This is a genomic window from Vibrio sp. 10N.222.49.A3, assembly GCF_041475145.1.
GTDB lineage: Bacteria > Pseudomonadota > Gammaproteobacteria > Enterobacterales > Vibrionaceae > Vibrio > Vibrio tasmaniensis_A.
Map to the genome: position 1 here is coordinate 25,109 of NZ_JBFRVM010000070.1, position 13,151 is coordinate 38,259.

At 43.2% G+C, this 13,151-nt stretch carries 9 protein-coding genes; 4 read left to right on the plus strand and 5 right to left on the minus strand.

Annotated elements, in window-relative coordinates; genetic code table 11:
• Nucleotides 1–194: 194 nt before the first annotated feature.
• The 4 genes from AB4589_RS13150 to AB4589_RS13165 all read right to left on the minus strand — a co-directional run bounded on the left by AB4589_RS13150 (nucleotide 195) and on the right by AB4589_RS13165 (nucleotide 4,378).
• Nucleotides 195–878: a hypothetical protein gene (locus AB4589_RS13150; RefSeq protein ID WP_009846656.1), complete on the minus strand. Its 684-nt coding sequence runs from the start codon at nucleotides 876–878 to the stop codon at nucleotides 195–197.
• 275 nt (nucleotides 879–1,153) lie between these two features.
• Entirely contained in the window at nucleotides 1,154–3,148 is a 1,995-nt protein-coding gene (prc, locus tag AB4589_RS13155; RefSeq protein WP_372064987.1) for a carboxy terminal-processing peptidase, read from the minus strand.
• A 17-nt stretch (nucleotides 3,149–3,165) separates the two neighbouring features.
• On the minus strand, nucleotides 3,166–3,789 hold the full coding sequence (gene proQ / locus AB4589_RS13160; protein ID WP_009846654.1) for an RNA chaperone ProQ: 624 nt from the start codon (nucleotides 3,787–3,789) through the stop codon (nucleotides 3,166–3,168).
• A gap of 97 nt (nucleotides 3,790–3,886) precedes the next feature.
• Nucleotides 3,887–4,378, minus strand: a complete 492-nt coding sequence (locus AB4589_RS13165) for a GAF domain-containing protein (RefSeq protein ID WP_371709677.1) — start codon at nucleotides 4,376–4,378, stop codon at nucleotides 3,887–3,889.
• 89 nt (nucleotides 4,379–4,467) lie between these two features.
• Between AB4589_RS13165 and AB4589_RS13170 the strand changes: the two genes are divergently transcribed.
• From AB4589_RS13170 to rsmF, 4 genes are all read left to right on the plus strand, one after another.
• Complete coding sequence (locus tag AB4589_RS13170; protein WP_372100740.1) at nucleotides 4,468–6,264, plus strand: ABC transporter ATP-binding protein; 1,797 nt, start codon at nucleotides 4,468–4,470, stop codon at nucleotides 6,262–6,264.
• A gap of 78 nt (nucleotides 6,265–6,342) precedes the next feature.
• A complete protein-coding gene (locus AB4589_RS13175) occupies nucleotides 6,343–7,644 on the plus strand; it encodes a PqiA/YebS family transporter subunit (RefSeq protein WP_372100742.1) in 1,302 nt (433 codons plus the stop codon).
• Nucleotides 7,631–10,288, plus strand: a complete 2,658-nt coding sequence (locus AB4589_RS13180) for an MlaD family protein (RefSeq protein WP_372100744.1) — start codon at nucleotides 7,631–7,633, stop codon at nucleotides 10,286–10,288. Before AB4589_RS13175 ends, AB4589_RS13180 begins: the two co-directional genes overlap by 14 nt.
• Before the next feature lie 170 nt (nucleotides 10,289–10,458).
• A complete protein-coding gene (gene rsmF / locus AB4589_RS13185) occupies nucleotides 10,459–11,880 on the plus strand; it encodes a 16S rRNA (cytosine(1407)-C(5))-methyltransferase RsmF (RefSeq protein ID WP_372100746.1) in 1,422 nt (473 codons plus the stop codon).
• 339 nt (nucleotides 11,881–12,219) lie between these two features.
• Here the strand turns inward: rsmF and AB4589_RS13190 are convergent, their stop codons facing one another.
• Nucleotides 12,220–13,128 (minus strand): S1 RNA-binding domain-containing protein, encoded by a 909-nt coding sequence (locus AB4589_RS13190; protein ID WP_372100748.1) that lies wholly within the window; start codon nucleotides 13,126–13,128, stop codon nucleotides 12,220–12,222.
• Between the last annotated feature and the right edge of the window lie 23 nt (nucleotides 13,129–13,151).

Below are 13,151 nucleotides of genomic sequence, written 5' to 3' on the forward strand. Positions count from 1 at the left end.
CGTAATTGTATTTTAACTGTATATATCTAAAGGTTGAGGGCCAAGAACACAAGGGGAATATTGAAAAAAGGAGGCATTGTAGTAAAACGCCTCCATGTTTTGCTATTTTATCAACCAAATAAGAAAGGAACGGCTAATAAATGAACTGTGAGCCATATTATCAACAAACCTGACTTTGCGCATCCAACTCATCATTATCGAATACGATTGAGTACTGCAAACATGTCGCCTTCTTCACCTTGAAGCGTCAAGACGTCGCTGTTTAATGTGTAACGAGTGCCGTGCTCGCCATTTTCATACAGAAGCACCAATTGATCGCCTTCTGTGTAATACACCCCACGACGAACAACTTCACTCCCCACTTCATCGGACACTCTGAACATAAATACAAAGTCAGGTTGAAGCACTAAATCCATTTTTTGAATGTTACTCGCGCGTAGGTCGCTACCTGAAAGCTCAGCACTCGACCAAATACCTGCCAGTGCATTCGGTAAGGCTTTGGTAAACATGACACCGTTGAGGTTCAACATATTATGGTTACTGCTATAGGCGTAAACTTGAGGTTCAGAGGTGTTTAAACCCAAAATAATGGTATCTTCATTGGCATTATACAAGCCTTCCCAATGGTCGACACTGTAGTCTTTCTTTTGAATATCAATGGAGAATGAATAATTTGAATCAAGGGTTAGCTTTATCGCTCTAAAATTTTCAGTACCTTGTTCAGGATCTGGGTTCATCAAATACCAATCACCAAGCAGTAAAGGAAGGTCAAAATGAGATAGATTGCTGTCACTTTTTGATTGCTGATCGCTTGAAGCGACCTCACTCCCAAAAGCAACAAAACTTAAACAAGATAAAAATAGTAGAATCCATTTCATACGCGCCCCCTCGTTTTCTTTAAGCTTAGGCACGTAATGAATAGAAAGCGAAAAAATTTGATCCAAGTCACTAAATTTTAAGTGCAAAGTAACTTAAATGTCATTATTCGACACAAAACAGAGCTAAATAACCCTGAACATTGAGTGTTCTTTGCGACAGTCTCAACGGTTACAATCAGGTATTCCTGTCAAATCATAGACACAAAAAAAGCGAGCCTAGGCTCGCTTTTTAAATTGTGCATCTTTAAACAATCACCTTTTAACAGGTATTTGCTCTATTTCTTGATCATATCCAGCATGATAGCAACAGATTCATCAAGATAAGCATCCGGGGCTTCGTAGTCTTTAGGGATATCATCCAACGTTTTAAATGCCTCTAGCTTAGCGGCTTTTTGACGTTGATTGATACGCTCTAGACGAAGCTCATCCCCATCATCACTCTCTTGTTGACGTACTTTTTCGTTCAAAGAAAGGTCGTTATCATCTTTATCAGCCTTATATTTTTCAATATCTTGCGCGATAAAGCCGAACTCCATGTCTGTCGCAATACGAGCTTGGTGTTGAGCGGTTAAAGCAGCAACTTGCCCATCGTTACGCTGTAACACTGAATAGTTAGCTTTATCTATGCTATCCCAAGGCAGAGCATTATCTTCAACACTTTCACCAGTATCTGCTGGATCAATTGCCGTTGGGTAAGCAATATCAGGCACTACACCTTTGTTTTGCGTACTTCCGCCATTGATTCGGTAGAATTTCTGGATGGTGTATTGAACGTAGCCTAACTCTTTATCGAACAAATCATAAATATGATTCAAAGAGCGGTGTTGTTGCACCGTTCCTTTACCGAAAGAGTTTTCACCAAGGATGATTGCACGACCATAATCTTGCATCGCTGCTGCAAAGATTTCAGATGCTGAAGCACTGTAGCGATTCACCAATACCGTTAATGGACCTTGGTAACTAATTTCGCCATCAGTATCACTGTTCACTTTTACACGACCGTAGCTATCACGAACTTGAACAACGGGCCCCTCTTTGATAAACAAACCAGAGAGTTCGGTTGCTTCCGTTAGTGCACCACCACCGTTGTTTCGCAGATCAACAATGATACCTTCGACACCTTGCTCTTTAAGTTCGGTGATCAGTTTATCAGTATCTTTAGAAAGGCCAACATAGAAGCTTGGTACTTCTAGTACGCCAATCTTCTTGCCATCTTTCTCGATAACTTCTGATTTAACAGCGCGGTCTTCTAAGCGAATCTTATCGCGTACAATTGTGACAACGTGACTTTTTGCATCTTTACCATCTGGCAAGATCTGTAGCTTAACTTTAGTCCCTTTCGGTCCTTTAATTAATTGCACTACATCGTCTAAACGCCAGCCGATAACATCAACAATATCTTCGCCATCTTGACCAACACCAACAATACGATCACCATCGCTCAATTGTTTGCTATTGGACGCAGGGCCACCAGCAACGAGAGATCGGATAACGGTGTAGTCGTCTGTCATTTGAAGTACAGCACCAATGCCTTCTAGGGATAGATTCATCTCAGACTGGAATTGCTCTGCATTTCTTGGAGAAAGGTAACTGGTATGAGGGTCAACTTCTCGCGCGAATGCGTTCATGTAGATCTGGAAAGCATCTTCGTTGTGCGATTGCGTAATACGCTTCATCGCATTGTTGTAACGCTTTTCCAAAACTTCTTGAATCTCTGGCCACTCTTTACCTGTAAGTTTTAGATTCAACGCATCATATTTAACGCGTTTTCTCCAAAGCTCATTTACTTCAGCGATATCTTTTGGCCATTCCGCTTCGCTACGATTGAGCTCAATACTTTCATCAGTATCAAACTTAATCTCAGTATCTAGTAAAGACAGCGCATATTGGAAACGTTCAAAACGCTTCTGCATGGACAAATTATAGACATCGAAGGCTATTTGGTTATTACCGGCTTTCAGTTGATCATCAATTTGTTTAGATGAAGTAGCGAAAGAATCAATATCAGCTTGAGTGAAGATATTACGGTTATAATCCAACATCTCTAAATAACGATTAAAGATAGCTTGGGAGAAATCATCGTTGAGATTGAAGTGTTTATAGTGGGAACGAGTAAATCGAGAAGTAACACGTTTACTAGCAGTTTCGTGTTGAACCTCAGGAGCGAGTAGAGGTAAATCGTCCTGATTTAATTTGGCTTCAAGAGCCTGAGCTGAAGCTGCTAGCAAAAAGCTAGCAGCAATCAGTGTCAATTTTGAACGGCATTTCATGCGTAGGAGTATCTCCTTTAAGCGCGCAAGTGCTCCGCTTTAACAACCATTTGTAGGCCGTTTGCTAACTGAACACGCACATCTTCCTTATTGATTTCAACAATGGTCGCAGCCATGTTTCCTGTACCCATGTTCACATTTACTTCTTTACCAGTGATAAATTCATCGGCGTTCAAAGCGCGTGTTTCTACAGGCTTTTCTACTTTCGGTGCTTTAGGCGCTTGACGACGAGGCTGTTGAGCTTTCTTCGCTTTCGCTTTCGCTTTGCCTTCGTCACGAGCTTTCTGTGCTTGTTCTTTACGACGAGCCTGAACTTTCGCTTTGCTTTCTGCAAGTGTCGCTTTAGCGTGCTCAACGTGCTCTTCTTCTAGTGTGCCACATACGTTGCCGTCTAGGTCAACACGTTCTGCGCCAGCTTTTACGCCGTGCAGGTAACGCCATGATGATGTGTACTGTCTTAACGCTGCACGAAGCTGAGTCTTACTTACTTTTTCGTCTTCATTTAGACGTTCAGCAAGATCTTGAAAAATACCAATTTTAAGTGGTTTCGCTTCACCTTCTAGAGTAAAGCATTTAGGGAAACATTCAGCAACATATGCGATAACTTCTTTGCTGTTTTTTAACTTTTCAGTGTTTTCCATGTGGGTTCCTGGTTTTTGCGGTTTTCCGCGAGCATTAAGAAAATATTTTTACGTATTATAGAGAGATGCTTGGGAAAAACCACAGTAAGAGAATAATTTATGCCTTGTTCGCGTGCGAATTAAGCAGCTTTTCCACTTCTGCCATGAAAAATGTTAATCCGTCCTCGTCAATTTGAGAAAAACGACCAACATTTGGGCTATCGATATCAAGAACGCCCGCTATTTTCCCGTCAATCGAAAATGGTATAACGATTTCTGAGTTACTTGCAGCGTCACAAGCGATGTGTCCTTCGAATTCATGAACATCATAAATGCGCTGAACTGTATTCGTCGCGACCGCAGTTCCACACACACCACGCCCTACCGGAATTCGAACACAAGCCGGTTGACCTTGAAATGGGCCAAGCACAAGTTCGTCTTTTTCCTTAGCTTGGTCCTGCTTCATTAAATAGAAACCAGCCCAATTTAATTCATCCAACTCCATGAATAATAATGAGCTGATATTAGCTAGATTAGCAGTTAGATCGGGTTCTGATTCAATTAATGCAACGGCTTGTTTGGTTAAGCGTTGGTAATGTTCTATTTTCATATTAACTTCCAATTAAATTGAGACTTCCATTATCAAGAGAACGCAGTAAAATGCGGCCATCAAACTAAATAGGACTTGTTCTCATTACAATGACCAATTCAGAAGACACTATTAGCCGTTCTTGGTTAATAACTCAAGTAAAAAAACACAAGTCCAAATTACTGTTTGCTAACATTATTGCCATATTTGCAACTCTCATTAGTGTCCCTATCCCGTTACTCATGCCATTAATGGTTGATGAAGTATTACTTGATAAGCCGGCTTCTGGCTTAGAGATGATGAACCATCTACTTCCAACATCGTTGCAGACACCAACTGGCTATATTGCACTGACTTTGCTGTTAGTCATAATCATGCGGACTGTTAGCCAAGCGTTGAACATTCTACAAGGGCGTCAATTCACGCTTGTCTCAAAAACAATTACCTATCAAATGCGCAGCAAAATGATAGATAAGCTTGGCCGCATTAGTATTAGACAATACGAGACCAAAGGCAGCGGCGGTATTAATGCTCACCTGATAACAGACATAGAAACGATAGATAAGTTCATTGGCTCGACCCTTTCTAAATTTATCATCAGCTTCCTGACCGTGTTCGGTACCGCTATCGTGTTGCTATGGTTAGAGTGGCGCTTAGGACTGTTCATTTTACTGGTCAATCCTGTTGTAATTTATTTCTCCCGTAAACTAGGTAGCAGAGTCAAACACCTTAAGAAGTATGAGAACCAATCTTTCGAGCGCTTTCAAAACCGTTTAGTGGAAACCTTAGACGGTATTTACCAACTGCGTGCGGCAAATAAGGAACGTATCTTTCTCGATGAACTTAAGGTTCAAGCAAACCAAGTGAGAGTCGATGCAGACAAATACGCTTGGCAATCAGAAGCTGCTGGCCGTGTTTCGTTTCTGCTGTTCTTATTAGGTTTCGAGCTTTTCCGTGCCGTCGCGATGCTAATGGTGTTATTCAGTGACTTAACGATTGGTCAGATTTTCGCGGTATTTGGTTACTTGTGGTTCATGTTAGGCCCGGTACAAGAGTTGTTAGGGATTCAATTCTCTTGGTATAGCGCAAAAGCAGCACTTCAGCGCATCAACGACCTTCTTCAGTTAGAAGAAGAGAAGCGCCCTATCAGTAAAGTGAACCCATTTAATGAAGATCAAGAAGTGACAGTCGACATTGAAGACGTTACATTCTCTTACACATTAGAAAACACTGTTTTAAATAGGCTGTCGCTGCACATTCCAGCAGGTAAGAAAGTCGCTTTGGTGGGTGCGAGTGGTGGTGGTAAATCTACGTTAATCCAGTTACTGATTGGTGTTTATCAAGCGGATTCTGGATGCATTCGTTATAACGGCGAAACCACCGACGACATCAGCTTCGATGTAATACGCAGTCAAATTTCCGTTGTTTTACAACAACCTATACTTTTTAACGATACATTAAGGCATAATCTGACGCTTGGTGCTGAATACGATGAAATGTCGTTGTGGCGTGCACTTGAAGTCTCTCAAATGCAAGATGTCATCAAGCAACTGAGTAATGGCTTAGATACACAAATTGGTAGGAATGGCGTTCGACTGTCTGGCGGGCAACGACAACGCTTAGCGATAGCCCGAATGGTGCTGAGCAATCCTAAGTTTGTTATTCTAGATGAAGCGACATCAGCACTCGATACAGCAACAGAGTCAGCACTGCATAAAGCGCTGAGCGAGTTTTTGAAAGATCGCACAACTTTGATAGTGGCTCATCGATTATCAGCGGTGAAACAGGCCGATCTAATCTATGTTTTAGAAGATGGGCAAGTTACACAGACAGGAACACATGGTGAATTGGTTGAACAACAAGGATTATATCAGACACTCTATGGCAGTGTGCAATCGCACGCCTGATGTTTATTGTTCTATAGATTTAAATCAGTGTTGTTCTAGGCATTTAAATCAGGTTAAAAGTCTGATTAGTGTTTCAACTTGGGAGGTCGCGTGACCTCCCCATCCGTAACCAACTCTTTATCAACTAAGCAGCAGTTATCGACTCAGCACCAGTGCGATAGTAGCTCTGTACGTCTTTGTCAGGGCTGCGAACTTCCCGTTGATAAAATGGAAATCCCTTTGGGGAAATCCGCTTACTGCCCAAGATGCGGTACTCAGCTTTATAGAGGCGGCACCCCTAGCCTGTCTGGAAACCTTGCAATCGCTATTACCTGCTTATTGCTGTTTATCCCCTCACACTTTTTTGAATTCATCAGTATTCGCCTGATTGGTGTCATGATACCTGCGACGTTACCATCTGGCGTATTTACTTTAATGGGTGAAGGCTTCCCTCTACTTGGTTTGTTGATCTTATTCTGCAGTTCGATCGCCCCGTTACTTGTTTGTACCTCGGTACTCATCACCCATTTATCATTGCGCTTTAAGATTTTCACACCATTTCGTTATGCATTAGCTATCATTCAAACACTTAAGCACTGGATGATGTTGGATGTATTTCTGGTGAGCGTGGCAATCTCATGCTTCAAATTACAAGATTACTCAGATATTTTCGTCGGCCTTGGTTTAGTTGGTCTGATTCTACTGCAGCTTTTCAGTGTGTTACTGGTAAGCCGAATCAGTGTGCGTCGCTACTGGGAAGCTTGGGCTAAAGAGTCTGACTACTCTTTTGCTGAAAGTAAGAACGTACACTGTCACAACTGTCACCTGTCTCAGCCTGACGGGCACACTTGCGTGCGTTGTCACCATGACTTATATCATCGCAAACCCTACTCTGTACAAAAGACATGGGCTCTACTTTTTGCCGCCTCAGTGGCTATCGTGCCGGCCAACGTCATTCCAATTTCTATCGTGATAACAAACGGGCAAAGACTAGAAGACACCATCATCTCCGGTGTCGCTTCGCTAATTAATAGCGACATGTATGGCATCGCAGCAATCATTTTTATTGCCAGTATCGTCGTGCCTGTCGCGAAAATACTTGGTCTAACGTATATCTTAATTTGTATCAAAATGAAGCGTGCGGTTTACCATAGACAACGTATGACCATCTATTTCATTGTGAAATGGGTGGGAAAGTGGTCGGTAATGGATCTGTTCGTTATTTCGATCATGATGACCTTGGTCGACCGTGGACAAATTTTAAACTTTACACCAGGTTATGGTGCAGTCGCTTTTGGCGTCGTGGTTGTTCTCACGATGCTGGCGGCGGAAAGCTTAGATCCTAGGCTAATTTGGGATAACTACACCTCTAAAGATGAGTCAGTGAATGAACAACGATAACCAATCACAAACGTCATATTCACCAGAAGTCAGGAAAAACAAAGGTATTTCCCCTTTGTGGATCCTGCCGATACTAACCGTCGCATTAGCGGGTTGGTTGGTCATGAAATCGATACACGATGCAGGACAACGTGTGCAGATATATTTCTCAGATGCCGCAGGTTTAGTCGCAGGTCGAACGACAATTCGCTACCAAGGCTTAGAGGTAGGTATGGTGCGCGACATTACCTTGTCCAAAGATTTATCGAGCATCTATGTCGATGCTGACATCTACCCAGAAGCGAAAAAGCTACTCTCAAAAGGCACGCGTTTCTGGCTCGTAAAACCAACAGCAAGTTTATCTGGTATCTCAGGGTTAGATGCGCTTGTTTCAGGTAACTATATTGCTATCCATCCTAGCGAAACCAAGCAAGAACCAGAAACCGTTTTCCAGGCCTTAGAATCATCCCCTTCTGACTTATTGGCTTCGGAAGGCCTGAATATTTCATTGACGACCAAAGACCTGGGGGGGGTGTCTGTTGGCTCTCAAATCGTTTATCGTAAAATTCCAATTGGTGAGGTTTACAACTACCAGCTAAACGACAATGCAAAATCCGTGACGATTCAAGCGGCGATTAAAGATGAATACAGCCACATCATTACCGACCAAAGCCGTTTTTGGAATGTCAGTGGCTTAGGTGCCAGTATCGGATTTTCTGGTGTCGACGTACGCTTAGAAAGCCTCAGTGCTCTGCTTGGCGGTTCAATTGCTGTCGACTCTCCTGGAGAGGGTCAACCCGTAGAGATGAACACCAAATTCAAACTTTACCCAGATTTGAAAACAGCCGGTCGTGGTATCTCGATCAAGATAGCCGTACCCGACGACAACAAGATCAGTGCAACGGGCGCTCCGATCATGTATCGCGGCATCGAAATCGGTCAAATCACTGACCTATCTTTAAGCGAAGGGCGTGAAAACGTCGTGGCATCGGCTGCAATCCAACCGGCATTCAGTGACTTTTTAAATAGCGGCAGTCAATTCGTTTTAGAGGAAGCTGAACTATCACTTACTGGCATGAAAAACATTGCCAACTTAGTCACGGGCAACTTTCTAACCTTGGTTCCAGGCGAAGGTGAAAAAGCGCGTCGATTTACTGCGATTCGCAAAAATGAGTTCAGTCAGGAACAAGAAAAATCCGTTGCGATTCGCTTAACGTCGAACAATTCATTCGGGTTAGATGTCGGTACACAGCTACTCTACAAAGGCATTGCTGTTGGATCTATCATCCAAGTAGGTTTAGTCGATGGTGTGGGTACTGGCTCTGATAAGCACGAAGTGTTTATGGATGCGCTTGTCGATAACGAATATGCTCACCTAATCAAAAGCCATAACCGTTTCTTTGTGACAGGCAGTGCGACTGCAGAGCTAACCGAATCTGGTTTAAGTGTGACGGTTCCACCGGCAAAACAACTTCTTACTGGCTCAATTAGCTTTGTTAGCGAAGGTCAGTCAAAAGCACGAACTGACTATCAGCTTTTCCAAAGCAAATCGTTAGCAGAAATCGCCAAGTTTAATCAGTCTGGTTCAAAGACGCTTTCGTTGTTTGCGAGCGAGCTACCTTCAATTTCTAAAGGAAGCCCACTACTCTACCGCAACCTACAAGTGGGTAGCATTTCTGATTTTCAGCTTGTCGATGGTGGCGTGAGAATCAAAGTCACGATCGAAAATCGTTACACACACTTACTCAATGAACATACTGTTTTCTGGAACCGCTCAGGCGTTGAGATTGATGCGTCGCTATCGGGTATCAGTATTAAAGCTGCCCCCGTTAAAACGCTTATTCAAGGCGGTATTGCTTTTGACTCTCTTCCGGGAATAGACAACAAACTCGGTGATGTGTGGAAACTTTATAAAGATTCGAAATCCGCGCGAAAATTTGGTCGTGCGATTACGATTACCTCTTCAGGCGATCAAGAAGTCAGCAAAGGCATGGCGATCAAATATCAAGGCGTCACCGTCGGTGAGGTTACCTTGGTGATTCCTAACTTCAATAAAGGCGGTATTGAAATTACTGCGCGTATTTTACCTGAGTACGTAGACAAGATTGCCGTTGCGAAGAGTCACTTCTGGTTAGCAGAACCTGAAATCGGCCTCAATGGCATCAAAAACGTCTCTGCACTGCTTTCTAAGCACATCAACGTAGACCCGGGCAATGGTGAAAGAAATACGAAATTTAAGCTTAGCAAGGGGCCGGTGCAGCCTGAAGGCAAGATATTCCAGCTACAAAGCGAAACGCGAGGCTCGGTATCAGAAGGCACACCTATCCTATTCCGAGAACTAGAAATCGGTAGTGTAATCGATCTTCAACTAGGCGAGTTTGCTGACCGAATCATCTCTACGATTCAAATCGAACCTGACTACGCGTATCTGATCCGCGCAAACACCGTGTTTTGGAACGTATCTGGTGTCGATGTCTCTATCGGTCTCTCTGGCGCAAACATCAAAGCTGGAACGGTAGACAGCTTGTTAAGAGGTGGTATTACATTCTCAACGCCACCGACCAATGAACTTCAGCCAATGGCAAACGAAGATCAGTCTTTCTATCTCTATCCTAAAGCCGAAGATGAGTGGAAATCATGGAGAACTGCAATTCCTCGCCCATAGAGTGAATCCCCAGAAGCTCCATGCAAATTAATACCGCTTAACGAAGAATAATTCATCATCAAAATGCAGCCATTCGACTGCATTTTTGTTGTTTGCTATAAATATGGTTTAGGACGGCCTCATTTTGCTTTAAACTCCCCCTCATTAATGCAATAAATCGAGACACTCTTTTGCACGCTAACGTATATATTCCTGAAGAATTCCTAACGCACATCGAATCAATCATGCCTAGTCATCTAGATATGGCTTCTTTTGTCGCTTCATGCCAAAAACCACTTCGTAAAAGTATTCGAGTCAACACATTGAAAATCAGTGTTGAGGACTTCTTACTGCGAGCAAAAGAGAAAGGCTGGGAACTGGAACCTGTACCTTGGTGCGAAACGGGGTTTTGGATTACAGCGGACGAAAGTGAAGCGCCACTAGGTAATACGGCAGAACACATGTCTGGCCTTTTCTATATCCAAGAAGCCAGTTCTATGATGCCACCGTCTGCACTTTTCCAAGGTGAGGCTAACTACCAAGCCGTATTAGACACTGCGGCTGCACCCGGTTCTAAAACAACGCAAATCGCGGCGCTAATGAATAATCACGGCGTATTGGTTGCCAATGAATACGCAGCAAGCCGCGTGAAAGTTCTTCATGCCAACATCGAACGTTGTGGCGTTCGTAATGCCGCACTCAGTAACTTTGATGGTCGAGTTTTCGGTGGGTGGTTACCAGAACAGTTTGATGCTGTGCTGCTAGACGCGCCCTGCTCTGGTGAAGGTACGATTCGCAAAGACGCTGATGCGATGAAGAACTGGACGTATCAATCTGTAGTCGATATTGCTGACACTCAAAAAGATCTGATCGAAAGTGCTTTTCATGCTCTCAAACCTAACGGCGTGCTGGTTTACTCAACCTGTACGTTAAGCACGGAAGAAAACCAACAAGTGTGTCATCACCTAAAAGAGGCCTTTGGTGATGCGGTTGAGTTCGAGTCTTTGGAAAACTTATTCGACAATGCTAAAGCAACCACGACAGAAGAAGGCTTTCTACACATTTTCCCACAAGTGTATGATTCAGAAGGTTTCTTCGTTGCACGCATCCGTAAACTAGCGTCTGTGACACCACCAGACGTGAAAAAACGTCTGGGCAAATTCCCATTTGAAAAAGCGTCAAAGAAAGCTCAACAAGAAGTCACTGAACAACTGATGGGCGCACTCGATATCGAACTACCAAGTGAAACTCAAGTTTGGATTCGTGACAAAGACGTTTGGCTATTCCCGGAAGCGCTAGAACCTATGATCGGTGAGTTCCGTTTCTCTCGCATGGGCATCAAGATCGCTGAAACCCATAAAAAAGGTTACCGCTGGCAGCACCAAGTCGCGACAACGCTCGCAACAGGCAATGAAGCCAACATTGTAGACCTTAGCATTGAAGATGCTCGTGAATGGTTCATGGGACGCGATGTTCGCCCTGAAGGCTTGTCAGGCAAAGGTGAAGTACTAGTGAAGTACAATGGTGCGATCATCGGCCTTGGTAAGTGGGTTGGCAACCGAGTGAAGAACGGTTTACCACGCGAACTCGTGCGCGATAAGAACCTATTCTAAATAGCTTTCCGGCTTAACGGCTTAACGGCTTAACGGCTTAACGGCTTAACGGCTTAAAGAATCGCACAAACAAAAAGCCCAAACAATGTTAATTGTTTGGGCTTTTTGTATTCTACCGGTCATGTAACTCAGTGTGCGAGCGCTTGTAAATCAACGACTAATTATACAAACATCAATTCAAGTCACTATTTCAAATAAGAAAAATCGCACTTTAGGGAATCTAAACTAGACTTCAACCTAATAGTCAAAAGATTGAAACGATTAGCGTAGGCTCTTCGGAGCCCTTTCCCCTAAGCCCAAACAGGAAGGTTTGGGCTTTTTTTTGACCGAAAGGATCGCTTATTTAACTAAGCTGATACCTTCTATGTCGATAGTGATCTTGCCAGATTTGTACAAACCACCAATTGTCTTCTTGAACGTACCTTTACTTGTTCTGAATGCAGAGAAAATAGCTTCAGGAGAAGACTTATCATTCAAAGGCAGGTAACCGCCCTTCTTCTCAAGAAGATCCAGAACCTTAGTGCTTAGGTCATCCATCTTAGCGACACCAATTTTCTGAAGAGACAAATCGATCTTACCGTCTTCTTCACGAACGTTTTTAATGTAGCCTTTTAGTGTCTTACCAATAAACAGCTTACCGATGATGTCTGATGGGAAAATCATACCCCAGTGTTCACCGTTCACGATCGCTTTGTAACCAAGTTGGCTGCGCTCAGCGATAATGAGATCGACTTGCTCATTTTGCTTATAAGTCGCAGGCGTGTTGTCTAACCATTTGTTGAACTTCGTTGTACCAACGATACGGCTCGATGCTTTATCGATATACACATATACTAAGATTGACTGGCCTTCGTTTAAACGGCCGCGCTGCTCGCTGAAAGGAACAAGAAGATCCTTACCTTTCACGCCCCAGCTCATGAATGCACCAGTGCTGTTAACACCTTCAACCGTCATCAAGCCAAACTGCCCTACTTGAGCGATTGGTTTTTCAGTTGTGGCAGCGATCTGGTTGTCAGAATCAATGTATAAGAAAACATCTAGCTTTTGACCAATTTCAACACCTTCAGGAGTAAATCGTTTCGGCAGCAACACCGTTCCATAGTCGCTAGCGTCAAGGAATACACCGAAGTCTGCTTGTTTTACTACTTCTAGGTTGTTTATTTGACCAATATTAATCATCAAGATTGTCTCTACTTTAAATTTGGCGGTGATTATACGTGATCTCTGATATGCTTTCGCTAGTTTCATTCATATTTTTATATTCTAGGAGA

Excerpts from the sequence above, each read along its gene's own strand:
- AB4589_RS13170 (WP_372100740.1), top strand. The coding sequence starts at position 4,468 with ATGACCAATTCAGAAGACACTATTAGCCGTTCTTGGTTAATAACTCAA.
- proQ (WP_009846654.1), bottom strand. The coding sequence starts at position 3,789 with ATGGAAAACACTGAAAAGTTAAAAAACAGCAAAGAAGTTATCGCATAT.
- AB4589_RS13165 (WP_371709677.1), bottom strand. The coding sequence starts at position 4,378 with ATGAAAATAGAACATTACCAACGCTTAACCAAACAAGCCGTTGCATTA.
- AB4589_RS13190 (WP_372100748.1), bottom strand. The coding sequence starts at position 13,128 with ATGAAACTAGCGAAAGCATATCAGAGATCACGTATAATCACCGCCAAA.
- prc (WP_372064987.1), bottom strand. The coding sequence starts at position 3,148 with ATGAAATGCCGTTCAAAATTGACACTGATTGCTGCTAGCTTTTTGCTA.
- AB4589_RS13180 (WP_372100744.1), top strand. The coding sequence starts at position 7,631 with ATGAACAACGATAACCAATCACAAACGTCATATTCACCAGAAGTCAGG.
- AB4589_RS13150 (WP_009846656.1), bottom strand. The coding sequence starts at position 878 with ATGAAATGGATTCTACTATTTTTATCTTGTTTAAGTTTTGTTGCTTTT.